Annotated in this window: 23 protein-coding genes and 1 pseudogene; 7 read left to right on the top strand and 17 right to left on the bottom strand. The window is 67.5% G+C overall.

Annotated elements, in window-relative coordinates:
- Positions 1-8: 8 nt before the first annotated feature.
- The 4 genes from nthA to I1A62_RS23860 form a co-directional block, all read right to left on the bottom strand.
- A complete protein-coding gene (gene nthA / locus I1A62_RS23845) occupies positions 9-632 on the bottom strand; it encodes a nitrile hydratase subunit alpha (RefSeq protein ID WP_219460284.1) in 624 nt (207 codons plus the stop codon).
- Positions 633-671: 39 nt separating this feature from the next.
- Complete coding sequence (locus I1A62_RS23850; RefSeq protein ID WP_219460287.1) at positions 672-1,727, bottom strand: phenylacetaldoxime dehydratase family protein; 1,056 nt, start codon at positions 1,725-1,727, stop codon at positions 672-674.
- 153 nt (positions 1,728-1,880) lie between these two features.
- Entirely contained in the window at positions 1,881-2,780 is a 900-nt protein-coding gene (locus I1A62_RS23855) for a helix-turn-helix domain-containing protein (protein ID WP_374710818.1), read from the bottom strand.
- Positions 2,781-2,893: 113 nt separating this feature from the next.
- Entirely contained in the window at positions 2,894-3,856 is a 963-nt protein-coding gene (locus I1A62_RS23860; protein WP_219460292.1) for a helix-turn-helix domain-containing protein, read from the bottom strand.
- A gap of 281 nt (positions 3,857-4,137) precedes the next feature.
- Here I1A62_RS23860 and I1A62_RS23865 point away from each other — a divergent pair, with 281 nt between their 5' ends.
- The 4 genes from I1A62_RS23865 (at position 4,138) to I1A62_RS23880 (ending at position 6,638) form a co-directional block, all read left to right on the top strand.
- The gene (locus I1A62_RS23865) at positions 4,138-5,685 is read left to right on the top strand and encodes an amidase (RefSeq protein ID WP_219460295.1); all 1,548 of its coding nucleotides are present in this window, start codon (positions 4,138-4,140) and stop codon (positions 5,683-5,685) included.
- Complete coding sequence (locus I1A62_RS23870; RefSeq protein WP_219460298.1) at positions 5,682-5,921, top strand: hypothetical protein; 240 nt, start codon at positions 5,682-5,684, stop codon at positions 5,919-5,921. The genes I1A62_RS23865 and I1A62_RS23870 overlap by 4 nt, the downstream gene beginning before the upstream one ends.
- Before the next feature lie 115 nt (positions 5,922-6,036).
- Positions 6,037-6,333, top strand: coding sequence for a putative quinol monooxygenase (locus tag I1A62_RS23875; RefSeq protein ID WP_219460301.1), 297 nt, complete (start codon positions 6,037-6,039; stop codon positions 6,331-6,333).
- Positions 6,334-6,470: 137 nt separating this feature from the next.
- Positions 6,471-6,638, top strand: a complete 168-nt coding sequence (locus tag I1A62_RS23880) for a hypothetical protein (RefSeq protein ID WP_201453015.1) — start codon at positions 6,471-6,473, stop codon at positions 6,636-6,638.
- A gap of 5 nt (positions 6,639-6,643) precedes the next feature.
- Here the strand turns inward: I1A62_RS23880 and I1A62_RS23885 are convergent, their stop codons facing one another.
- The 9 genes from I1A62_RS23885 to I1A62_RS23925 form a co-directional block, all read right to left on the bottom strand.
- Complete coding sequence (locus tag I1A62_RS23885; RefSeq protein ID WP_219460303.1) at positions 6,644-7,939, bottom strand: Glu/Leu/Phe/Val dehydrogenase; 1,296 nt, start codon at positions 7,937-7,939, stop codon at positions 6,644-6,646.
- A 56-nt stretch (positions 7,940-7,995) separates the two neighbouring features.
- Positions 7,996-8,667 carry a 4-carboxy-4-hydroxy-2-oxoadipate aldolase/oxaloacetate decarboxylase gene (locus I1A62_RS23890; RefSeq protein WP_219460307.1) on the bottom strand — a complete coding sequence of 224 codons (672 nt, stop codon included), beginning with the start codon at positions 8,665-8,667 and terminating at the stop codon, positions 7,996-7,998.
- Positions 8,668-8,699: 32 nt separating this feature from the next.
- The gene (locus tag I1A62_RS23895; protein WP_124391432.1) at positions 8,700-9,908 is read right to left on the bottom strand and encodes an aspartate transaminase; all 1,209 of its coding nucleotides are present in this window, start codon (positions 9,906-9,908) and stop codon (positions 8,700-8,702) included.
- Between the two features lie 140 nt (positions 9,909-10,048).
- A complete protein-coding gene (locus tag I1A62_RS23900; RefSeq protein WP_219460310.1) occupies positions 10,049-11,113 on the bottom strand; it encodes an L-idonate 5-dehydrogenase in 1,065 nt (354 codons plus the stop codon).
- Positions 11,114-11,121: 8 nt separating this feature from the next.
- Positions 11,122-11,877 carry an SDR family oxidoreductase gene (locus I1A62_RS23905; protein WP_219460313.1) on the bottom strand — a complete coding sequence of 252 codons (756 nt, stop codon included), beginning with the start codon at positions 11,875-11,877 and terminating at the stop codon, positions 11,122-11,124.
- Positions 11,878-11,965: 88 nt separating this feature from the next.
- Positions 11,966-13,315 carry an MFS transporter gene (locus I1A62_RS23910; RefSeq protein WP_219460314.1) on the bottom strand — a complete coding sequence of 450 codons (1,350 nt, stop codon included), beginning with the start codon at positions 13,313-13,315 and terminating at the stop codon, positions 11,966-11,968.
- On the bottom strand, positions 13,312-14,355 hold the full coding sequence (locus I1A62_RS23915) for a biotin-dependent carboxyltransferase family protein (protein WP_219460317.1): 1,044 nt from the start codon (positions 14,353-14,355) through the stop codon (positions 13,312-13,314). The genes I1A62_RS23910 and I1A62_RS23915 overlap by 4 nt, the downstream gene beginning before the upstream one ends.
- The gene (locus tag I1A62_RS23920) at positions 14,348-15,070 is read right to left on the bottom strand and encodes an allophanate hydrolase subunit 1 (protein WP_219460319.1); all 723 of its coding nucleotides are present in this window, start codon (positions 15,068-15,070) and stop codon (positions 14,348-14,350) included. Before I1A62_RS23920 ends, I1A62_RS23915 begins: the two co-directional genes overlap by 8 nt.
- Complete coding sequence (locus tag I1A62_RS23925; protein ID WP_219460323.1) at positions 15,058-15,864, bottom strand: LamB/YcsF family protein; 807 nt, start codon at positions 15,862-15,864, stop codon at positions 15,058-15,060. The genes I1A62_RS23920 and I1A62_RS23925 overlap by 13 nt, the downstream gene beginning before the upstream one ends.
- A 281-nt stretch (positions 15,865-16,145) precedes the next feature.
- On the opposite strand from I1A62_RS23925, the gene nac reads away from it, so the two are divergent.
- Positions 16,146-17,063 carry a nitrogen assimilation transcriptional regulator NAC gene (nac, locus tag I1A62_RS23930; protein WP_072944342.1) on the top strand — a complete coding sequence of 306 codons (918 nt, stop codon included), beginning with the start codon at positions 16,146-16,148 and terminating at the stop codon, positions 17,061-17,063.
- Here the strand turns inward: nac and I1A62_RS23935 are convergent.
- From I1A62_RS23935 to I1A62_RS23950, 4 genes are all read right to left on the bottom strand, one after another.
- On the bottom strand, positions 17,057-17,986 hold the full coding sequence (locus tag I1A62_RS23935) for a D-isomer specific 2-hydroxyacid dehydrogenase family protein (protein ID WP_219460327.1): 930 nt from the start codon (positions 17,984-17,986) through the stop codon (positions 17,057-17,059). The genes nac and I1A62_RS23935 overlap by 7 nt on opposite strands.
- A gap of 26 nt (positions 17,987-18,012) precedes the next feature.
- Positions 18,013-18,786 (bottom strand): SDR family oxidoreductase, encoded by a 774-nt coding sequence (locus tag I1A62_RS23940; RefSeq protein WP_219460329.1) that lies wholly within the window; start codon positions 18,784-18,786, stop codon positions 18,013-18,015.
- On the bottom strand, positions 18,783-19,316 hold the full coding sequence (locus I1A62_RS23945; RefSeq protein ID WP_219460332.1) for a gluconokinase: 534 nt from the start codon (positions 19,314-19,316) through the stop codon (positions 18,783-18,785). The genes I1A62_RS23940 and I1A62_RS23945 overlap by 4 nt, the downstream gene beginning before the upstream one ends.
- Before the next feature lie 127 nt (positions 19,317-19,443).
- Positions 19,444-21,666 carry a thiamine pyrophosphate-dependent enzyme gene (locus tag I1A62_RS23950; protein ID WP_219460334.1) on the bottom strand — a complete coding sequence of 741 codons (2,223 nt, stop codon included), beginning with the start codon at positions 21,664-21,666 and terminating at the stop codon, positions 19,444-19,446.
- A gap of 130 nt (positions 21,667-21,796) precedes the next feature.
- Between I1A62_RS23950 and glsA the strand changes: the two genes are divergently transcribed.
- Both glsA and I1A62_RS23960 read left to right on the top strand, forming a co-directional pair.
- Positions 21,797-22,810, top strand: coding sequence for a glutaminase A (glsA, locus tag I1A62_RS23955; RefSeq protein ID WP_219460336.1), 1,014 nt, complete (start codon positions 21,797-21,799; stop codon positions 22,808-22,810).
- A 65-nt stretch (positions 22,811-22,875) separates the two neighbouring features.
- A pseudogene (locus I1A62_RS23960) lies at positions 22,876-24,099 on the top strand (MFS transporter); the annotation flags it as partial.
- Positions 24,100-24,403 lie beyond the last annotated feature (304 nt).

The raw sequence follows: 24,403 nt of genomic DNA on the forward strand, positions 1-24,403 counted from the left end.
TCAGGTGCTCAGGCGCTCGGAACCTGCGGGATCGCGACCCCGATCAGGCAATCTTTGGTGACGATCTGCTGGAGTTGCTCCCGGCTCCACCCCTCGGTGCCTCCCGGCCGCTGGGGCAGGACGATGTAGCGCGTTTCGGCGGTGGTGTCGTACACCCGGATCTCGACGCCCTCCGGAATGTCGGTGCCCATCTCGGACAGCACTTTTCTCGGTTCACGAACCACGCGGGCGCGGTACTCGAAGCTCTTGTACCAGGTCGGCGGCAGGCCGAGGATCGGCCAGGCGGTGCACGAGCACAGAGAGCACACGATCACGTTCTTGAGTGTGGGCGTGTCCTCGAGCGCCACAATGTATTCACCCTGCGGTCCCAGGTACCCGTAGCTGCCGACGGCCTCGGTACCGTCGGTGAGCAGAAGTTGCCGGAACTCGTCGTCGGTCCATGCCCGGGCGACCAGTTCTGCGCCGCGGTGGGGGCTGAAGTCCTCTTCGAACGTCTTCTTCCAGCCTTCGACGTATCCCTCGGGAACCAATCCCTTTCCGTCCAGCGCCCGGAACAGCGCCCAGGCGCGGTCGGCGGCCGGTGCCTGTGCGGGAGTCGCGTTCTCTGGTGTGTGTTCGATCGTTACCGACATTCTTCACCTTCTCTGTAGGGGCTGAAATTGCGAATAGCTCTACTGCGGCGGCTGCGCATCACGCAGCATGCCGGTCTGCGGATGGCAATTGATGTACTCGTATCGCTGGTCGCGCGCGTCGAATACCGAGACTTCATGGTAAAGGCGAAGTTTCGACAAGCTGGCTGCGACGCGGAAGAAAGTGGTGAAGATTCGCAGGTGGGTGGGATGAGATTCCGCCCAGCGTTCGAGCTTGTCCAGCGAACCCCAGTGGCCGATGTTGTAACTCTGGTCGAGAAAATTTCCGTCCAGATCGATGTTGCGCACAAACCTGTTGCTGTAGCAGCCCACCGATTGTCCGTTGTCGCGCAGAAAGTCCATGCCGTCCTGCAGAGTGGGCAGGATCTCGTCGAGATACAAGTTGCGTTCCGCCGTTTCGGCCTCGGCCCAGTCCTGCCCGGAGCGGATCAGTGCGATGTTGTCGTGACCCTGAACCACCACGCGGCCGCCTGCGGCGGGATCACCACTGAGTACGCGCAATTCACCCGACGGCTGGATCCAGTCGGTCTGGGAGATCGGGAAGCGCTCGCGCATCGAGCCCCAATAGCCGTGCTCGTTGATCTCGCCGCTGATACCGCCCATGACGGCACCGACACCCGGAAGGGCGTCCTGGAACGCGTACAGCGTTTCGAACTGTTCGGCCCGCGGGGCCACGATCTCACGGAAGTACCCCAGCCCCTCCGACAGCCTCTCGTCCGATGCCCACCAGTCGGCCACCTCCGGACACTGGAGCCAACGATCATGGGCAGCACTATCTTTCCAATAGCCCACGATCATCAGATTCTCATGGTTCTGATTGTCGACGTGATGGGTCAGGTCATAGTGCAACGGGCCGTCGGCCAGATCGAAACCAGCCACCATGTCGCGCATGGCGCGCAGCGCGGCCGGGCGTTGCGCGTCACCGCGGAACTGCACACCGAAGTATCCCATCACCACCTGCTGCACTTCTTCGTCGGCACGTCCCACCCACATCGGAAAGGGTGGCTGGTAGCCATCCGGGACGCGTCGGGTCAACGTGCGGGGGCAGGTGAGGTGATCGCTGATTGCAGATTCCATGAGGGCTCCTGGTTCCGGTCCATCGCGTGCGGGCCGCCGCGTCGGCGGCTGAAAATCCCGGCAATGCAGAAGTTACCTCCCCGATCGACGGCGAATCTGACCGAGAGAGACAGGTATTTGGACGAGAGGGACAACTCGAGTTGCGTCCCGACGTCAGGTTGCTGCCGCCGTCGCCCGGTACTGGCGCGGGCTCATCCCGTATTCGCTCTTGAACGTGCGGCTGAACAGCGAGGGGTCGGCGAAACCCCAACGGCGAGAGATCTGGCCGAGCGAGCGATCCGTGGTCGTGCTCAGCGCCATGTCGCGGCGACACTGCTCGAGTCGCCGCACGCGGATGACGCGTGACACCGTCGTGTCCTGCTCAGCGAATACCCGGTGCAGGTGCCGGGTGGAAATGCCGAGGGCCGAGGCGATCACGGACGGCGAGAGCGATGGATCTCCGAGGCTCTCGTCGATCATCGTGATCGCTGCGCGGTAGGTACTCGAACGTGGCGCGCCGACCGGCCGGCCGACTGCCCGCAGGACGGCAGTGACCAGGTCGCCGACCTCGTCCACGATTGCGTTCCCCGCTCCGGCATCGGATGCGATCCGGCTCGTCACGATGTCGTGAAGGAACCGGCCCACAAGCCCACTGGCTCCGGCACGGCCGTCGAAGGCTATCGCGGTGAGGTCGTGAATCTCCGCTTCGCTGAACGACAGTGAGCTCCTCGGCCACGTGAAGACCTCGAGCACCCACGAACCGTCATCCGGATGCCCGTCGATCCGCCAATCGAAAGGGCGAGACGTGTCGTACAGGACGAAGTCGTCGTGATCGAGTACGCACTCCCGGTCATCCTGGGTGACCACAGCACGCCCACGACGGATCCGCCCGATCTGGAGGTAGTCGGCACGGTCGGCTCTGGCCAGGCTGCCGCTGCGGGCGATCCGTTGCTCGCTCGATTGGACTGTGGACACCTTGAGATGAGCAAGTTCGGATGACCGCACCGCACCGGTGAACCCGCGGCGGTCTGCGATGTCCGAGACGCTGAGGGCGACGAAGTGCTCGCGCAGCATGCCCTCCCAGTCGGAGGCCCGTGTCGTCCGCACGGGTAATGCAAACCCGGACCTGACAAGCATCGGTACCTCTCTTCGGTCTGATCGCGGGGCGCTCCCCCGGGAGCCTTCGGTTACCGGTGCAATTCCCGGTACCTGCTCGGGCTGACGCCGTATCGGGTGGCGAACGCTCGGCTGAATACCGACAGATCGATGAATCCGAACTGCGCGGCGATATCGGTCAGCGAACGGGAGGCGTTGCGCGGTGACAGCATCGCGTCACGGCAGACCTCGAGTCGGTGTGCCCGGATCGTGGCTGCCACGGTGTTTCCGAATCGAGCGAACACTCTGTGAACAGTTCTCGTGGAGATGAAGAACGCGTGGGCGATGCGCTGCGGGGACAGGTCCGGGTCGTCGAGATTCCGCTCGATATACCGCAGCATGTTCGCGTAGAGGTCGCGTGCGGTGACATCGGGATCGTCCGGCTCACCCTCTTCCTGTGCGGCGGTGATTGCCAGGTCTGCGATTCCGTCCGCCAGCCGCATCGCACCACCCGGCGACGGTTCCTTCTCGACTGCGAGGAGTCCGGCCAGCATCGGCGACAGCAGCTGCCCTACTGCCGAATTGGACCGCACGGTCCGTGCCGTCAATTTCTGCGACTCCCCCTCGGTCAGCGAGACGGCACCGCGCGGCCACGTGAAGACCTGGAGGTGCCATTCCGGTCGCAGGTTCCAGGTGAACGGGCGGGAGGATTCGTAGATGGCGAAGTCGCCCGGTCGCAGTGTGCAGGTTCGCCCGTCTTGGACTAGTTGTCCCTCACCGGCGACGACCATGCCGATCTGCATGAGGTCGAGCGGATGCCGGTCGGTCAGCTGCGGCGTCCGGTGAAAGGTCTGCGGTGTGGCCAGGACGTCGGCCGCCAGCAGATGCGCGAATCGCCGGGTGTGGACCGCCCCCGCGAAGCGATCGGATTCGCCCGGGCTGATCTTCAATGCCACGAAGGTCTCGCTGATCACCTCGACCCAGTCGCGGAGGGCGGCAGTCCGGATCACCTCGGTGCGGCGGTGCTCGCCACCCGGTGCGAGCGACAACGGCATGAGCAGCCCCTTTCCCTCGCCTGCACGTCACGCTATGAGCAGTCCGGCGTCACTGTCAATGACAGCTGACCACTGTTTCCGCTGGACGCCTGCCTCGGCGGCGAAGTTGGCGCTGAGCGCAAAGCGGGCTGTCACTCTGAGACAAACGCTGCGGTTCGCCTGCTTCTACGGTTCGTAGAACACCGGGAAATGTCGACGGGTCCTGCGTTGCATCCGGACCGACAACCGGCCCTCGACCAGGTGCCCGCGGGCGCCACTGCACAGCTGAGGAGCGCACCTTCATGACTTCGTTGCCTGCACCCGATTCCGCCCGATTGGCGGCGTTGAACGAGCATTTCCGATTCGGGTTGTCCGCCGCCGACCTCGACGAGTTCGCCCCCGCGGTCGAGGCCACCCTCACTGCGCCGATCGCGGTCGAGCAGCTCTATCGGCGTGCGGCGTCACCGGCCCCCGAGCGATCCTGGGCACCACCGGCACCGGAGCACAACCGTCTCGGGGCGTGGTACGTCACGACCTCGATCGACGGCTCCGCCGGGGGTCCGCTGGCCGGCCGCACCGTGGCGGTCAAGGACAACGTCGCGGTCGCGGGTGTTCCGATGATGAACGGATCGCGCACCCTGGAGGGGTTCGTCCCGCGGCAGGACGCCACGGTCGTCCGCAGGCTGCTCGATGCCGGCGCCACGATCGCAGGAAAATCGGTATGTGAGGATCTGTGTTTCTCGGGCGGGAGTTTCACCTCGCAGCCGGGACCGGTGCGCAATCCGTGGGATACGACCCGCAATTCGGGTGGATCTTCCAGTGGCTCCGGCGCTTTGGTCGCCAGCGGTGAGGTCGACCTGGCCGTCGGCGGAGATCAGGGCGGCTCCATCCGCATTCCCGCCGCATTCTGCGGGATCGTGGGTCACAAACCGACGCACGGACTGGTCCCCTACACCGGTGCATTCCCGATCGAGAGGACCATCGACCATCTCGGCCCGATGACCCGGACCGTCGCCGACGCGGCCACCATGCTGAGTGTGCTCGCCGGTACGGACGGGGCCGATCCGCGGCAATCACGCCAGGTCGAGCCGGTCGACTACCTGGCGGCGCTCACCGAACCCACCTCCGGGCTGCGGGTCGGCGTCGTGACCGAGGGCTTCGGCACCGCCGTGTCCGATCCGGAGGTCGACGCCGCCGTCCGCGCCGCGGTCGACGTGCTGCGCAGCGCCGGACTCGCGGCGGAGCAGGTGTCGATTCCGTGGCACCTCGACGCGATGCACGTCTGGAACGTGATCGCGACCGAGGGCGCCGCGTACCAGATGCTCGACGGCAACGCCTACGGCATGAACACCGACGGATTCTACGACCCGGAACTGATCGCGCATTTCGCCGCTCAGCGCCTCGAGCGCGGTCACGAGTTGTCCGAGACGGTCAAGCTGGTGGGGCTGTCGGGCCGGTACACCTTCGAGGTCGGCGGCGGAAAGTACTACGCGATGGCGCGCCAACTCGTCCCGGAACTCCGCGCGGCCTACGACGCCACGCTCACGGACTACGACGTGCTGGTCATGCCCACGGTCCCCTACACCGCGAAGAAGATCCCGCCTGCCGATGTGGCATTGGGCGACTACCTCGACGTGGCGCTGTCGATGGTGGGCAACACCGCCCCGTTCGATGTCACCGGTCACCCCGCCTGCTCGGTTCCCGCGGGGCTCGTCGACGGCCTGCCGACCGGGCTGATGATCGTCGGCAACACATTCGACGACGCCACGGTTCTGCGCGTGGCACACACCTATGAACAGGCCGTCGGCGGTTTCCCCACCCCGCCGGCCTTGATGAGTTCCGCTCGATGACACCACCACGCTTGTCCTTGGACGACGAGATTCTCGATCTCGCCGTCATGTGGCTTCCCATCGGCGACCCGCCGGCCGACAAGATCAAGCGCGACTTCGGCGTCGAACCGGCCGAATATCGCGTCCGCCTGGCCCGCGCCATCGACCGTTACCTGCAGACGTCGAACACGGAAGCCGTCGCACGACTCGACCGATTCTTCGAGACCTCGATGCTGACAGCCCTGAGACCGAAGTAGTCACCAGGTGACGAACGGCCGAGTCGCAACTTGGGTCAGAGGGGTGGTGGTCAGCCACTCGACGCTCGTAGCGTCGTAGGTGTACGAGAGTCGGAACGAACGAGGAGGAGACATCGTGACGATCGACAGAGGAATTCTGGCCCTGCTCGAGGCCAAGCCGGAAAAGGGCGAGGAACTGGCTGCGTTCCTGGAGCAGGGGCGCGCCCTGGCCGCGGCGGAGGAAGGCACCGTCACCTGGTACGCGTTCAAGGTCAGCGACACCACGTACGGCATCTTCGACACGTTCGAGAACGAGGACGGCCGGCAGGCGCACCTGAGCGGAGCCATCCCCGCCGCTCTGGCCGACGTCGGCCCCGACCTCCTCGCGAAGGACCCCGACATCCGCCCGGTCGACGTGGTTGCCGTCAAGTAGGGCGCCCGCCGGGTTTCCTACCGAAGGGTCAGTCGAATCCTGACCGTAAACCTACCCGATCGGGTAGGGCCCCGACCGTCCATTGCACGGCATACTTGCCCGGCTCGGGGGTTTCCGAAAACGATACGGAGAAACTGATGCTCGACCGGCTGTACGCCGCTGTCCTCGCCGTCGCCGGCCTCGGCTACGGCGGTTACATCCTCCTCGACGAACTGACCGGAGGGTCGGACACACCCGGCGAGGACGACCATCGACTCCACGAAGTCCCCTCGGGAGCAGGTGTCCACGCTGTGACGTCCTTGTAGCACCGTCAGGGAAACAGTCCCCGCGCCTCGTGCGCTTCGGCGACCTGCCCGACACCGATGACGTGGGCGGCACGCCGCAGGGTCAGGGACTTCTCCGCGGCGAGGGCCCACACACTGCGCGAGGCGTTCTGCATGAACACGCAGAGCTTCCGGTCCACCTCGGCACCGGTCCAGGAGAACGCCTGCAGGTTCTGGACCCATTCGAGGTACGACACGACCACGCCACCGGCGTTCGCGAGAATGTCGGGGACGACGGTGACGCCGTTGCTCTGGAGGATCGTGTCGGCCTCGGGTGAGGTCGGCCCGTTGGCTCCTTCGACGATCATGCGGGCGCGGACGTCGCCGGCGTTGTCGGCGGTCAGGACGCCGTCCATCGCGGCGGGAACCAGAACGTCGACGTCGAGGCCCAGCAGTTCTCGGTTCGTGATGGAGTCCGCGTTCGGGTACGACGCGAGCGACTCACCCCCTGCGACCCACGCCTCGAGGTCCGGGATGTCGAGTCCACCGGCCCGGTAGCATCCTCCGCTGATGTCGGACACCGCGACGACGCGGCAGCCCTCGTCGGCGAAGAACCGCGCGGCACCGGCACCGACCTTGCCGAACCCCTGCACCGCGACCGTGCGTCCCGTGGGGTCGAGGTGACTGTGCCGCATCGCGTCGAGTGCGGCGAGCACGACGCCGCGGGACGTGGCGCCTGCGCGGCCGTTCGACCCACCGACGGTCAGCGGTTTGCCGGTCGTGGCTCCGTGGACGGAGTACCCGGCGTTGACGGAGTAGGTGTCCATCATCCAGGCCATGGTGGATTCGTCCGTGTTCACGTCCGGGGCGGGAATGTCCTTGTCCGGACCGATGAACGGGAGGATCTCCTGCGTGTAGCGCCGGGTCAGCCGTTCCTTCTCCGACAGCGTCAACCCCCGCGGATCGATCGCGATGCCGCCCTTGGCCCCGCCGTAGGGCAACCCGAGCAGCGCACACTTCCACGTCATCCACATCGCGAGCGCGGTCACCTCGTCGATGTCGCTGTCGGGGTGGAACCGCACCCCGCCCTTGCCGGGCCCGCGCGTGAGATTGTGCTGAACGCGGTAGCCGGAATAGACCTCTACTCTTCCGTTTTCGCGCCGCAGGGGCACCGACACCGTCAGTGATCGCCGCGGTGTGGCCAACAGCCGGTACATGCCCTCGTCGAGGCCGAGGATGCCGGTCGCGTCCCGCAATTGCGACAGGGCGGCGCGGTGAGCCAACGCTCCCGGGGCGGCGCGATCCGGCGCCGATACGGGTGGAGCCAATTCTTCAACGGTCATGACCTACGCCTTCGTCGTCGAACTCGGATGGACATCTGCGGCGGGGAGCGGCCGGCTCACTGGTCGACGGTGAGACCCTTCGCCTCGAGCACCGGGGCGAGGTTGCTGACCTGGATCGGGGTTTCGCCCTTCTTGTACCGCTCGATGTAGGCGGCCTCGGCGGCGTCCCGCTCGCGGGAGGCGTCGATGGCGAACTGGACCTCGTCGCGCCGGACGACGACCACACCGTCGCAGTCGCCCTTGACGACGTCGCCGGGGTAGATGATCTGGCCGCCGAACACCAGCGGCTGATTGACGGGGCCGAGGGATTCCTTCACTGTTCCCTCGATGCACACGTGCTTGGAGAAGACGGGGAAACCGAGTTCGCGGATCTCCCGGCTGTCCCGCACGCCGCCGTCCGTGACGAGGGCGCTGATGCCCCGCGCCACACACGCATTGGCCAGCACGTCGCCGAACTGGCCCGCCGGCTGGTCGCCGGAGGACACGATGAGCACGTCACCGGGTTGCGCGTAGCTGATGGCGACCTGGAGCATGATGTTGTCGCGCGGGTGGCACACGACGGTGAAAGCGGATCCGCAGAACGACATGTCGCGGTCGATGGGCTTGATCCCCGAATCCAGTGCGCCCTTGCGGCCCTGCGCTTCGTGGATGGTGGCGGCAGAGAAGGCGCCCAGGCTGTCGATGGCGGCCTTGTCGGCGCGATCGATCTTGGTAGTGACGTGAACCATGATGTCTCCGTGTGTCGGTGTGGGCGGGTGGGTCAGCTGAGCGACGCGACGGCCTTCTCGACCGCGGCTGCCGCATTCCTGAGCACGTCCTCGGATGTGGCGAAGGAGACCCGGAAATAGGATTCGGCCCCGTACGCAGAGCCCTGGATGGTGGCCACCGACGCGTGGTCGAGGAGGAACAGCACCACGTCCTGGTCGTTTTCGAGCAGCGCGCCGTCGGGTGTCCGCTTGCCCACGAGGCCTGCGCATCCGACGAACAGGTAGAAGGCGCCCTGCGGCAGTACGGGTTCGAGACCGTCTATGCCAGAGAACAATTCGAACGTGACATCACGCCGGGCGCGATAGTTCGAGACGGATGTGGTGACGAAACTCTGATCCCCGGTGAGGGCTTCGGCGGCGGCGGCCTGACTGATCGACGACGGGCAGGACGAACTCTGCGACTGCAGCTTGTTGATCGCGCCGATCAGGCCCTTGTTCCCGACGCCGTACCCCAGGCGCCAGCCGGTCATCGCGTAGGCCTTCGACACACCGTTGGTGACCAGGATCCGATCGCGCAGGTGCGGCGCGGACGACAGCAGGTTCGGTACGGGTGAGTCGGTGAACACGATCTCGTCGTAGATCTCGTCGCAGAGCACGTTCACGTGCGGGTTCCGGTCGAGGACCTTCGCGAGTTCCGCCAGTTCGTGCTCGCTGTACACGGCGCCTGTCGGGTTCGACGGCGCGTTGAGGATGACCCACTTCGTCGCCGGGGTGATGGCGGCCTCGAGCTTCTCTGCGGTGAGCAGGAACCGGTCGGATTCCGGGCAGTCGACGACGACGGGTGTCCCGCCGTGCACGGTCACCATGTCGGGGTACGACACCCAGTACGGCGCGGGCACGATCACCTCGGTGCCCTCCTCCACTGTCGCCATCAGCGCGAGGAAGATGACCTGCTTGGCGCCTCCGCCGACGGTGATCTCGTTGTCCGCGAACTCCACTCCGGTGCGGGCCAGCATCTTCTTCGAGATCGCCTCCCGCAGTGCGGGAATTCCGTTGACCGGGGTGTACTTGGTGAGACCGGACTCCATCGCCGCCACGGCCGCGGCCTTGATGTGCTCCGGGGTGTCGAAATCGGGCTCTCCGACCGTCAGGTCGAGGATCTCCCGTCCCGACGCCCGGAGTTCGCGAACCCGTTGCGCGGCTGCCACACTCGGTGACTCACGCATCTGGTCGACTCGCGCTGCTGGAACGAAGGTGGACATAGTTCCTCCTGGTAGAGGGCGTGGGAACGAAAGAAGCCGGGAAGTGGGGGCGGTATCTCCACACTCACGCTATCGGGTGGGGACCACCCCTGTACAAGACCGATTGTGTGTCGGGTGATAGCCGTTCGGCATGGCTGGATTCAGAACGCCAGCAACACCTTCGCGGACGCGGACGCGTCCCTCGCGACGGCGAACGCCTCGAGGCCGTCCTCGATGCCGAACTCGTGACTGATCACCGGTTCGACGTTCAGGCTGCCGTCCGCCAGAGCCTCGAGCACCGCATCGATCTCGTCGTTGAACCGGAAGGAACCGACGAGTTCGAGTTCCCGTGTGATGACGAGCGACAGCGGCGCGGGCTGAAGCCCGGTGGGGAGCAGTCCGAGCATGACGATCCTGCCGCCGCGCGTCGCGCCACGAATGGCCGATTCGAGTCCGAAGCGGTTGCCGGAGCACTCGACGACGACGTCGGCGTCGACCGCGGCGATGCTCGCGGCGTCGGTAGCGTCCAGCGTCGTGTCCGCACCGAGGGCCTTCGCGACCGATCGGGGGAAGTCGTGCACGTCGACCGCGGTGATCTCGCTCGCACCGGCCCGGCGGAGGACGGCCACCACGAGGGCGCCGATGGGGCCGCACCCCACGACGAGCGCGCTCTTCCCGGCCACGTCACCTGCGCGGGCCACGGCGTGCCACGCCACGGCGGCGGGTTCCGCGACGGCGGCGGTGCGCAGCGGCAGGTTCGGCGGCAGTCGCCGCAGCATCCGCGACGGCAGCACCGCGTACTTCGCGAATGCCCCCTCGGTGTGCGGGAATTGTGCCGCGCTGCCGAGGTAGGTGCATCCCGGGGAAAGGTTCGGGCGGTCCTCGGGGAACCTGGCGCCGCGACCGCCGGGGGTCGCGGGGTGCACGGCCACGGTGTCACCCGCGGCGGGGCCGGTCCCGTCGGCCGCGGCCTGCACGACCGTTCCCACCACCTCGTGGCCGAGCAGCATGGGCGCCTTCAGGATCGACTCACCGGCGGCGCCGTGCGTCCAGTAATGCAGGTCGGATCCGCAGATCCCGCCGTAGGCGATCTCGACGACCGCCTCGGACGGTTCGGGCCGGCGCAGGGGCACCGATTCGATACGTAGGTCGCCTGCGGCGTGCGCCACCACCCCGAGGGTCTCGGTGGGCAGCGGGGCGAAGGATTCGTGCGGCGTCGTGGTCACGGCCGGCCTCAGTCGTTGCGCCGGACGAAGTCGAGACCGCCCGGCACCTGGAAGGTGGGCATGATCTCGATCAGGCCGAGGTTGACGTGGCGCGGGGCGTCGATCGCGAACTCGATCGTGTCGGCGATGTCCTTCGTCGTGATGGATTCGAAGCCTTCGTAATACGTCTCCCACGCCTCTTTCATCGCCTCCGGGGAGCCGCCCAGGTTTCGTCCGAAGATCTCGGTTTCGACCCGGCCCGGGCAGATCTCGGTCACACGGATGCGCTTGCCGATGGTGTCGTTGCGCAGTTGCCGCGAGATCTGGTGCACCGCGGCCTTCGTGGCGTGGTAGGCGGTGTGGCCGTAGAAGTTGTACAGGCCGGCGATGGAACTGATGTTGACGATGTGACCGAGGTCGCGCTCGACCATCCCGGGCATCAGCAACCGGCACAGGTGCAGCACCGCACGGAGATTGACGTCGACCATCGCGTCGACCGAGTCGGCGGACGCGTCCAGGATGTTGCCGGTGGCCGAGACTCCCGCGTTGTTGATCAGCACGTCGATCTCGAGACCCTCGACGGCGGCGCCGAGGGCGTCGATGTCGGTGATATCGACGGCGAGCGGGATCATGCCCGTCTTCTCCGCCACCTCGTCGAGCCGTTCCTTGTTGCGGGCGACGCCGTAGACGGTGAGACCCCGCTTGGTGAGGATCTCGGTGACCGCGGCACCCATTCCGGTGTTGGCGCCGGTGACGAGTGCGGTCCGGTAGTCGTTGAATGGCATGACGCTCCCTTGCCTTGCTGGTGGTGAAAGTGGTGCAGCCCGGTGGTCTTCGAGTGGCCAGGAGACCACCGGGCCGAGTCTGAATGCGTCAGAGCGTGTCACGGAGCGGCACGTGCGCCCGGTCGGTGACGGTGCTGACGGCGATGAGGGTTCCCAGTGCGGTGACGACGGCGTAGACCGCGGGAACGTAGATCCCGAACTGCGGAATCAGCCAGGTCATCAGCAGCGGCGCGGTGCCGCCGAACACTGCCGAGGAGATGTTGTAGCCCAGGCCGTACGCCGAGTACCGCACCCGGGTGGGGAAGAGTTCGACGATGAGGATGTGGATGACGGCGGTGTGGCCGGCGAAGATCACGGCCATGACGCAGGCTCCGAGCACCGCGAGCGCGAAGTTGCCGGTCGCGATCAGGGCATAACAGGGGACGGCACCGACGGCCATGGCGATCGCCGCGCCGGCGATGACCCTCTTGCGGCCGACGCGGTCCGAGAGTGCGCCCATGAAGGGAATGGCGAAGCAGATCGCCACCAGGCTCGCCGCGGTCACGAGCAGTGCCGTGCCGGTGGAGAAGCCGATGTTCTCGCCCTTGAGGAACGTCGGCATGTAGGAGAAGAGCACGTAGTAGCCGGAACCGTTCATCAACGGGATGAACAGCGCGAGCAGCATCGCCTTGCGGTGTTCGGGAGTCGCGAACGCTTCCTTCAGCGGGTTGCGGGACAGTCCGCCTTCGGCCTTGAGCTTCTCGAAGTTCGGGGTGTCGCTGATCGCCCGCCGGATGTACCAGCCGATGATGCCCATCGGGATCGCGACGAGGAACGGGACGCGCCACGCCCAGCTCGCCGGTCCGCCGCCCTCGATCGCGGCCTCGTTGAGCCACGGCGACATCGCGAACGCGACCAGCGTGCCGGTGAGCAGGGCCAGGAACGACGCGATCTGTGCGTAGCTGGTGATCAGTCCGCGCTTGCCCTCCGGTGCGTGCTCGGCGAGGAAGGTCATGGCGCCCGCCGCCTCACCGCCCACGGAGAATCCCTGCAGGATCCGCAGGAGAATCAGCAGCGCGGGAGCGGCGACTCCGATCGCGGCGTACGTCGGGAGAACACCGATGCCCGCGGTGGCGACGCTGATCAGCATGATCACGAAGACGAGCATCTTCTGCCTGCCGATCCTGTCGCCCAGGATGCCGCAGACGACCGCGCCGAGCGGTCGCACGAAGAACGAGATCGCGTAACCGGCGAAGACGAGCATCAGCGCGTCGCTCGACTTGGAGACGTCGAAGAAGACGATGGCCAGGGCGGTCGCCATGAAGGCGAAGATGCCGTTGTCGTACAGCTCGACGAAGATGCCCACGCACCCTGCGAGAACGACCTTGCGTAGCTGGCGGGGTTGCACCTCGTGTTCGGGCGTGTGCCCGGCCGTGTCGGGTGAGATCGCGTTGGTCATGCTGACTCCATCTGGGCTACAGAGTGGTGCTGGGCGGATGTCGTTTCTGTGTGAGTGGGGATCCGAAGACCGGCGAAGGCGCTCGCCACGCGGGACCGCAGCAGCGCGATCGCGCGTCGCTGGCTCCGGTAGCCGTCCACGGCTTCGGGGACGCTCACCTTTCGGAACCGCACCTCCTGGCCGGGGCGCGCCTGACCGAGTTGGGACAGTGCGGTGGCGGTCACCACCGCGAGCACCGGATATCCGGCCGTCACTCCACGGCCCCGGTGCAGGACGAGGATCTCGTTGCCTGCGGGAACCTCGACGGCGCCGATCGGTACCCCGCGGGAGAGCACTTCCGTCGACCGGTCCCGCCGGGGAACGTCGCTCCCCGGATCGGTCGGCGTCAGGCGGAGACCGATGTGGTTCGTGTCGGCGCCGATGACGAAGGGGGTGTCGAACAACCGGGCGGCGGACGCGCCGAACTCGTGCACGTCGGGGCCGTCGGTGACGTCGATCGTCCAGCGTCCGGTGAAGGATGCGGGCTCGGCGCCGAGCCGGAACAGCGGAACCCGGAAGTACGGGTGGTCGATCGGCGGTCCGTCGACGTCGATGGCGACGGACTCGCCGACCGTCAGTTGCCGGCCGAAACCGAGAACCGAGTCGGGGGCGCAGCTGCCGAGCAGAGACGGCGCGGCGATCGCGCCGTGCACCGCGAGGTACACGCGGAGCCCGTCGTGGATTCCGCGGACGGTGAGTTCTTCGCCCGCGGTCCACACGAACGGCTCCCACTGGGGGCGGGTGACACCCCCGACCTGGACCTCGGCCGGTGCGCCGGTCACCGCGACGAGCAGGTCGACGCTCGCGACGGCGCCGAAGTCCATGGCCACCATTTCGAGCAGCGGCGCGGTGCGGTGACTCCCGACCAGCGCGTTCGCCACGTCGGCGCTGTACTGGTCGGAGGCTCCCCCGGTCATCTGCCCGAACCGGGAGCCCCGGAGTCGCCCGAGATCCTGGATCGAGGTGAGACCGGGTGTCGTGACGGTGATCGTCTCAGCCATGCCGGACCCCCTCGTACGCCGGCCACTCGGCCGCGGTGATCGGCACGAAGCGGAACGTGTCGCCGGGCCGGAAGTCGGACAGCGGTTCCGTCGACGGATCGACGATCGTCAGGGGCGTGCGGCCGATCACCGGCCAGCCGCCGGGCGCCGGGCGCGCCGAGATGACGGCCTGCCTGCCCGCGACCGCCACCGCGCCTGCCGGAACGTGCGGCCGCGGGATGGTGCGACGGGGAACGGGCCGCGGGAACGCGGGGCCGTCGAGCATGGGGGCGCCGCCCGGGGACCCGAAGCAGCGCATGGTCAGCGGGCGGGCGCTGTGCAGGCGGATCACCTCGGCCGGGGAGAGTGCGAGGTGTGCCGCCACGTCGTCGAGGTCGGGTCCGAATTCGCCTCCGTAGACGACCGGGATCTCGAACTGCCGCGAACCGCGCGTCGCGGGTTGCGCCGGAAGCTCGATCAGTCGTTCGACCAGCGCGCGAATGGTGTCATGTGTCGTTGCAGCACAGTCGAATTCGACCAGCAGTGAGTCGTAGGTGGGGATGATGCCGGTGACCGCGGCGTCGTCGCCCCGGGCGTCGAGCGCGGCGGCGACCGTGTGGACGGCCTGCCAGCGCTCCTCGGCATCGGGAGACAGCGACGTCAGGCGGACCGCGGAGTCCCCGCAATCCGCGAGGACGAAGTCGCGGTGCGGCCGAAGGCACGTCACGCCGGACACGACGCGGACTCCTTCTCGGCCCTGGCCTCGAGGACCTCGGCGACGGGGGCGATGACGACGCCCGCGCGTACCAGTGCCTCTCGGATCGCCCGCGCGTTGCCCACCGCGTCGGCGCCGTCGCCGTGCAGCAGCACCGTGTCGGCCTCGATCGGGATGCGCGTGCCGTCGACGGCCTCGACGACCCCCTCGGTCACCATCTGCACCGTGCGCGCCACCAGAGCGTCGCGGTCGTGAATCACGGCGCCGGCCTCGGACCGCGGGACCAGGGTGCCGTCCGCCCGGTACGCGCGGTCGACGATGGCGACGATGGCGACGCGGAGCCCCCGCGCACGGGCGTGATCAGCGAGTTCCCCGTCCTGGGCGAGCACGATGAGCCGCGGGTCGAACGCCTCCACCGCATCGACGACAGCGCACGCGTAGTCGGCGCGGGTCGCGACGAGGTTCCCCAGCCGGCCGTGCGGTGCGAGGTGCGAGAGGGACGTGCCGTGGGCCGTCGCGAACGCGTGCAGTGCGCCGAGTTGGTACAGGACGTCCGTGCGGACCTCGTCGGCGGTGAGGTCCATCGCGCGCCGGCCGAACCCGGCGAGATCGGGGAAGCTGGGGTGTGCGCCGATGCCGATTCCGCGGGCGACGCACCCTCGGACCGTCGCGTCCATGGTCCTGGGGTCGCCGGCGTGAAAGCCGCACGCGACGTTGGCGGACGTCAGCACGTCGAGCAGTGCGTCGTCGTCGCCCATCGTCCAAGCGCCGAAGCTCTCGCCGAGGTCGGCGACGAGATCGATCGTGACAGTCACGGTGCCTCCAGGGGGGCCTGCAGTGGAACCGCGGGTGCCGTTCCAGTGAACTTTCGATGTAAACGGACGCTACGCAGGTTCCGGTTCAGGCGGTTAATACCTGTTTTACGTGAGGCGATAACGAACGTCTATGGTGTTTGAACAGCGACGATGCACAGACGGAAGAATCGGGCCCCGCACTTGGCTACAGCGGTGTTTCCGCCCGGCAACCTTCTCGAAACCGCGGCGTGCTCGCGTCGCCGCATCGTCAGAAAGGCAGATCGCTCGTGGATACCCGACGCTTGTTCTCATTCGTCCGCATCGTCGACGCCGGATCCATCACGCGGGCGGCGGACATTCTGCACATCGCGCAGCCGGCGCTCAGTCAGCAGATGACGGCGTTGGAGACGCACTTCGGTCAGCAACTGCTGATCCGCAGCAAGCAGGGAGTGGAACCCACCGACGCGGGGCGCGCGCTGTACCGGCACGCGCAGGTGATCCTGCGGCAGGTGGAGAGCGCTCAGGCCGAGGTGAGCGTCGTCGGCCGGGAACTGGCGGGCGGTGTCTCCGTCGGACTCGCGCCGTACAGCACTGTCAGCTCCATCGCGTTGCCGCTCCTCACCGCCGTGCGGTCGCGCTACCCCAGCATCCTTTTGCACATCAACGAGAATTTCGGCGGTGTGCTGAGCGAGGCCATGATGACCGGCCGGATGGACATGGCGCTGTTGTACGACGCCGGGCCGATCAAGGGCGTCAACTTCGAGCGTCTTCTCACCGAGGAACTGATGGTCGTCGCCCCGGCGGGCACCGGACTGCCCGGTGACACCGGGACGGCCGTCGCCATCAAGGACCTCGTCGATCTGCCACTGCTGCTGCCGGGCCCGATGCACACGATCCGCAAGGTGGTGGAGCAGGCCTACGAGCACGCCTTCGAGCACGCGCGGGTGGTCGGCGAGGTGGAATCGGTGACGCTGATGGCACAGGCCGTCCGAAACGGTTTGGGCGCGACGGTATTACCGTTCTCGGTGGCACGCCGGATCATGAACGTGGAGAACCTGGAACTCCGCCGGATCGAACCGTCGATCGAAGTCCAGGTCTCCCTCGGGACACCCGCCAATCAGCCGCTGTCGGGACCGGCGGAGGCGGTGCGCGAGGTGCTGCGCAGTGTCGTGGCCAACTACATCAGGACCAGTTCGGAAGCCGAACGCGGCCCTCAATAGCCCCGGGCCGGATCGATCGGCGCCAGCAGGGGCGCGCCCGCGGCGAACCGTTCGACGTTGGTCGCAACGTGATCGGCGAGCAACCCGGTCAGTCCGGTCGCGGGATTCGCGACGTGCGGGGTGATGATCGCATTCGGCAGGGTCCAGAGCGGATGCCCGTCGGGCAGCGGTTCGGGGTCGGTGACGTCGAGTGCCGCGCCGCCGATCGAGCCGGCGCGCAGCGCGCGTACCAGACCCTCGGTGTCGATGAGGGAACCGCGCGCCACGTTGACGATCCACGCCGTCGATTTCATCTGTGCGAGCGCGGCCTCGTCGACGAGGTGGGCGGTGGCCGACGTCGCCGGTGCGGCGATGACGAAATGGTCTGCTCTGGACCAGATTTCCGAGGTCCGGTCGGCCGGCAGCGTCTCGGACGCACCCGGAACCGGGGTGCCCGAGCGAGTGACCGCCAGCACGTCGGCGCCGAACGCGGCGAGCAGCGGGATCATCGCGCGACCGATGCCGCCGCAGCCGACGATGGCGACCGTCACCCCGCGCAGCGTGCCCACCCGGGGGTCGAACTCGGCCTTGCGCCACGACGTCGCGCGCACCTGCTCGGTGAGGGCCCGAACCCCGGCCAGGAGCAGCAGGACGCCGTGTTCCGCGACGTTGCCGGCGTAGGCGCCGGCCGCGGACGTCCAGGCCCGGTCGGTGTCGACGATTCCTGCGGAGATCCAGGGCTCCACCCCCGCCGAGGGCAGCTGCACCCAGCGCACGGAGTCCGGCAGTTCCGCCGGAAACGTGTCGGGGCCCTGCGCCCAGACGACGGCCTCGGCGTCGTCGAGCGGGGTGAGTACGCCGCCGCCCCTCTCGATCCCGCGTATCAGGGCTGCGTCGGGGTTCGGTCCGAGGTGGATACGGGGCGTTGCGGTGTTCGGCATCATCGTCTTTCGAGTCGGTCGGGTGGGGATCAGACTACGGCGGTCAGTCCGCCGTCGACATACAGGATCTGGCCGTTCACGAAGTCCGACGCCGGCGAGGAGAGGAAGAGCAGCGCACCCACGAGTTCGTCCGTGCGTCCCCACCGTCCGGCCGGTGTGCGCTTGGTGAGCCACGCACTGAACTCGGCGTCGTTCACGAGCGCCTCGGTGAGCTGGGTGTCGAAGTAGCCGGGTGCGATGGCGTTGGCCTGCAGCCCCAATGGCGCCCAGTCGGCGCACATTCCGCGGGTGAGCATCTTCAGCCCACCCTTGCTGGCAGCGTACGGGGCGATGCCCGCCCGCCCGAGTTCGCTCTGCACGGAGCAGATGTTGACGATCTTGCCGTGCCCGCGTTCGACCATCGCCCGCGCGAACTCGCGGCCGACGAAGAAGGCGCTGCTGAGATTGGTGTCGAGAACACGACGGAAGTCATCGTCGCCGAACTCGAGCAGGGGGCTGCGGTGCTGGACGCCGGTGTTGTTGACGACGATCTCGACGGGGCCGATCTCGTTCTCGACCCGCTTCGCGGCGGCGGCGACCTCCTCGGGGACGGTCACGTCGAAGGCGCAGGTGTGGACCGTCGCGCCGGTGTGTTTGACGATCTCGTCGCGACTGCGCGCCAGGGCTGCCGCGTCGCGTCCGTTGAGCACGACCTCCGCGCCCGCCTCGGCGAGCCCGTTGGCCAGTGCGAAACCGATTCCCCGGCTCGACCCCGTGACGAGCGCGATCTTGCCCTCGACGTCGAAGCTCCGATGCGAACTCACTGTGTGGCGACCTTTCGTTCTTCGTGCAGGTATTCGACGGCGGCCCGGGCGATCAGGTCCGGTGCGCGTGCGACGTCCAGGGCGACACCGAATTCGTCGGCGTCGAGCGGTTCGAGGAGCGCGAACTGGGAATCGAGCAGTGCAGGCGGCATGAAGTGCCCGCTCCGTGCCTGCATCCGCCCGCGGATCACCTGCGGGTCTCCGGTGAGGTGCACGAACAGCACCGGGTCGGAGACGTCGCCGAGGATCGTCCGATAGCTGCGCCGCAGCGCCGAGCACGCCACCACACCGCGGCGCCCCTGCCCGGACAGCTCCTGCAGCCGGTCCCGGACGACTCCCAGCCACGGGGCCCGGTCGTCGTCGGTCAGCGGGATGCCGGCGGCCATCTTCGCGACGTTCGACTGCGGGTGCAGATCGTCTGCATCGAGGAACCGGTGGCCGGTCAGTGCGGAAAGTTGCTGCGCGACTGTCGTCTTCCCGCAGCCGGTCACCCCCATCACCACGATGTGGGGTCGCTGATCGCCACTCATGAATTGTTCCTGTCCGCCGGTGTGGAGAGATGCAGTTCGAACATGCCCGACCGCACGTCGGCTTGGCAATGGCGGAGGGGATACCGGTTGACGTTGCCGTCATACCGAAGCGCGAGGGATGCCGGCGCTAGCGGCTCACGAGTGTGATCGCCGCCGCCTCGATGGTGTCCTCGGACAGCAGTACCTCGAGCGCGGCGTCGCCGAGTGGGATGAAGCTGTTCTCGCTCGTCACCCTTGCGAGCGGCCCGGTGAAGTCCTCGTCGACCAGCGCGGCGACCACGCCCTCGGACACACCCCCCGACGTGCGGGTCTCGTCGACCACGAGCACCCGGCCGGTGGCGTGCGCCTCCCGGACGACGTCCTGCACCGGCAGCGGTGCCAGCCAGCGCAGGTCCACCACCCGGGCGGCGATGTGCGCCCGCTCGAGCTTCCGCGCGACTCGCAGGCTCATCCGCAGACCGTTGCCGTAGGTGACGATCGTCAGGTCGGTGCCGTCACCGTGGGTGCGGGCCGAGCCGATCGGGACGTGGTTCTCGGCCTGCGTCGCGGGGTCCGGGTACGGTGCCAGCCACAGCCCGTCGCCGTCGTCGTACAGATCCCTGATGTGGTACAGCGCAATCGGTTCCAGGAACACGCACACCGCGCCGGCGGTGCGCGCCGCCGCCACACAGGTGTGCATCATGGCCGCGGCGTCTTCGGGGCGGGACGGCGACGCCACCACCACGCCGGGGATGTCGCGCAGTGCGGCGACGGCGTTGTCGTTGTGGAAGTGCCCGCCGAAGCCCTTCTGATACCCGTACCCGGCAACGCGCACCACCATCGGATTGCGGTATTGCCGGTCGGAGAAGAACTGCAACGTCGCACCCTCCCCGCGGATCTGGTCGGCTGCATTGTGCAGATAGGCCAGGTACTGGATCTCCGGGATGGGCAGCAACCCGGACACCCCCGCACCCAGCGCAAGACCCAGGATCGCCTGCTCGTCGAGCAGGGTGTCGAACACGCGCGCCGATCCGGCCTTCTTCATCAGACCCCGGGTCACCCCGTACACCCCGCCCTTGCGGGCCACGTCCTCACCGAACACCAGCGCCTCGGGGCAGCGGGCGAGCACGTCGAGCAGGGCACGGTTGATCGACAGAGCGAGGGTCAGCCTGCCTTCCTCCTCCGGCAGCGGCGATCCGACGAACTCGGCGCGCTCGGCCTGGTCGACGCGCTCCGGCACCGCCCCGGCGGCCTGCTCGGCGGTGTCGGTGAGGGGCCTCATCACCGCCGCGGGACTGTCCAGTTGAGGTAACTCGGCAACCTCCCGGGCGAGTCCGAGAACCTTCGCGCGTGTGTCCTCGTAGCGCGCGAGGATCTCGGTGGGGCCGAGGTGTCCGCCTTCGATCAGAAGTCTTGCGGTGCACAGCACCGGATCCCGGTCGAAGTCTGCGGTGATCTCGGCGGACGTCCGATACGCGGACTCGAGATCGGATCCGGCGTGACCCATCAACCGGACGGTCCGCAGGTGCAGGAACGCCGGCCTGCGGCGCCCGCGCACCCAGTCGGCGGCACGCTTCGCGGTGGCGTACGCAGCCGGCAGGTCGGAACCGTCCGCCTCGAAGTACTCCAGACCCGCCCGCGTACCGAAATTCGCGGCGATCCATCCCGTCGGTGTCCTGGTGCTGATCCCGATCCCGTTGTCCTCGCAGACGAACAGCAACGGGAGCGGCAACCCCTGGTAGGCCGAGTGGACGGCGGTGTTGATCGCGCCGACGGCGGTGGAGTGGTTCGCCGACGCGTCCCCGAAACTGCACACGGCCACCGCGTCGGCGGGCCACGGCGAGGGCAGGTGGAGCTTGTGTGCCCGGGCGATCGAGAAGGCGACACCGACCGATCGCGGCAGATGCGAAGCGACGGTAGAGGTCTGGGGAATGATGCCGAGATCGTGGCGGCCGAACACCTTGTGCCGTCCACCCGAGATCGGCTCCTCCGTCGCGGCCACGACGCCGAGGAGGACGTCGCGGAGCGGATCACTGCCGTCCACCTGCTGCGCCCGCGCGAGGAAGAATCCGCCGGAACGATAGTGCAGCAGAGCGGGATCGGTCGGACGCAGCGCTGCCGCGACGGCGGCATTGCCCTCGTGCCCTGAGGAACCGATCGTGTAGAAACCCTTACCCTGCGACCGCAACCACCGGGCCGCCAGATCGAGATGCCTGCTGCCGAGCTGGGCGTCGAAAAGGTCCAGAGCGCCCTGCACCGACAACGGGGACGGGGGCCGGATCGGATCCTCCGGGCGGACCCCGGTGCTGCCTTTCCCGCGGACAAGCGCCGACACGACGGAGGTGAAGTAATCGTCGATCTGTTCGGCCATCCCCCGATCATCCTGTGACGCCGAGCGGCGGGCAAGGGTCTCGTGCTCCACTCACCTTCTCGACCAGTGCCCGGTCTTATCCGGACAAGAACGTGTTTCGGCGTCAGAATGTCAGGACGGAGGTGGGGCCATGGAGTTGGACGTGACCGGGGTGCCGGAACGGGCCTCGACGGGGGCCCTGCCCGGCTGGGACGATGTCGAGTCGCTACTGCACGGCGCGTACGAGCGCGCTGCCCCCGCCACCGGCGGAGTCGTGGCCGACTACATCCCGATCCTCGCGGCAGTCGACCCCGACCTGTTCGGGATCTGCGTCGCCGAGGTCGACGGGGGTGTGCACGCCGTCGGCGACTCGTCGCACGAGTTCTCGATCCAGTCCATTTCCAAGGCCTTCGCGTACGCGCTCGTCTGCCAGGAGATCGGCCACGAGGTGGTGGGCGACCGGATCGGGGTGAACAACACCGGCCTGGCGTTCAATTCCGTCGTGGCCCTCGAACTCAACGACGGCCACCCGATGAATCCCATGGTCAACGCAGGGGCCATCGCCACAACCGCACTCGTTCCCGGGGTCACCCCCACCGCGAAGTGGGAATTCGTCCAGGACGGTCTCTCCCGCTTCGCCGGGCGCCGGTTGGCGCTCGACGTCACCGTCTACGAATCGGAGGCGGCGACGAACCTGCGCAACCGCGGGATCGCCCAGCTTCTGGAGAGCTACGGCCGCCTGGACGTCGACCCGTTGGACGCGGTCGACGTCTACACCAATCAATGCTCACTCCGGGTGAACACCCGCGATCTCGCAATCATGGGCGCCACTCTCGCCGACGGCGGCGTCAACCCGGTGACGGGAGAGCGCGTCGTCGACGAGTCGATCTGCCGCGACACGCTGTCGGTGCTGGCCGCCACCGGGTTCTACGAACGATCCGGGGAATGGTTGTTCGAGATCGGTGTGCCCGGCAAGAGCGGTGTGTCCGGCGGTATCGTCACGATCGCCCCGGGCAAGGCCGGGCTGGCCACCTTCTCCCCGCGACTCGATTCCGCGGGCAACAGCGTTCGGGGGCAGCGGGCCACCGCCTACCTGTCCCGGACTCTCGGATTGAACGTCTTCGCGTCCGGGCCCCACCCTCCGCGTGAAAGCAGGTCAGCATGACGATCCCCGCCGATACGTCCCGCCCGCGTGATCCCGGCGAGCAGGTGAAGGCGTCGTGGCGTCCGATGATCGGACTCGCCCTGGCGCAGGTGCTCATGTCCTTCAACGTCGCGGCGCTGCCGGTTTCGCTGGGCGGCATGGTCGAGGATTTCGGTGTTCCCCCGACGACGGTGAGCACCGCGATCGTCACCTACGGCCTGGTGGTCGCGGCTCTGGTGATGGTCGGCGCGAAGCTGGGACAACGAGTCGGCTGGGTGCTGATCTTCCGCATCATGGTCGCCGTGTTCGCGGTCGCGGAACTGATGATGGTTCTCTCACCGAGTATCGGCTGGGTGATCGCCGCGCAAGCGCTCGCGGGGGCCGCGGCGGCGATCATCGTGCCCGCCCTCGTCGCCCTCATCGCCGAGAACTATCGCGACGCCCAGCAGGCGACCGCGATCGGATCACTCGGATCGGCGAGGGCCTTCTCCGGGCTGTCCGCGTTCCTGATCGGTGGTGCACTGGGAACTCTCGTCGGCTGGCGGCCCGTGTTCGCCATCCTCATCGTCGTCGCCGTCGTGGTGTTCCTGCTGAGCTTCACGCTCCGCTCCGATCGCGGCAACGACGCCATCAGCATCGACATCGTCGGCGCGTTCATCATCGGTATCGCCGTCGTGTCGCTGACGCTGGGTTTCAACAATCTGAACTCGTGGGGTCTGCTGACGGCATCGCCCACCGCGCCCTTCAGCGTGCTCGGCGTCTCCGGCGCCCCGGTCCTGATCGTGCTGGGAATCATCCTGGGACAGGCGTTCTTCGTCTGGACCAGACGGCGCGCTAACAGCGGCCGCGTCCCCCTGATCAGCCTCGAGGTGGTGTCGGAGTCCACCGAGCGTGCGGCCGTCTATGCGATGTTCGTCGTCGTCGCACTCGAAGCCGCCCTGAACTTCACCGTGCCCCTCTACATTCAAATCGTCCAGGGCCGAACTCCGTTCGACACCTCGCTGGCGATGATGCCGTTCAACATCACCGTGTTCGTCACCGCCATGCTCGTCGTCCGCTTCTACGGCCGGTTCAGCCCCCGCGTCATCGCCCGCTTCTCCTTCGCGCTGACCACCGGCGCCTTGATCTGGCTCTCGTTCGTGGTGACCAACAACTGGGAGACCGTCCCGACCATCCTCGGGCTCATCGTCTTCGGCATCGGACAGGGCGCCCTCGTCACCCTCGTCTTCAACGTGCTCGTCACAGCCGCCCCGAAGGAACTCGCGGGCGACGTCGGGTCGGTACGCGGCACCACCCAGAACCTCGCGTCCGCCGTCGGCACGGCCTTCGCAGGCGCGCTCCTGGTGACGCTGCTGTCGATCGGTGTCGGGCAGGCAGTCGCCAGTCACGTCGACCTACCCGAAGACCTCGTCGCACAGGTCGACCTCGACAACATAAACTTCATCAGCAACGACCGGCTCGAGGAGATCCTCGACACCACCACCGCCTCCGACGTGCAGGTCGACGCCGCCGTGCAGATCAACATCGACGCCCGCCTCGACGCCCTCAAGATCGGGCTGCTCACCCTTGCCGGGCTCAGCGCCATCGCCATGGTGCCGGCGAGCAGGCTCCCCA

It is taken from the genome of Rhodococcus sp. USK10, assembly GCF_019378875.1.
Lineage (GTDB): Bacteria > Actinomycetota > Actinomycetes > Mycobacteriales > Mycobacteriaceae > Rhodococcus_F > Rhodococcus_F pseudokoreensis.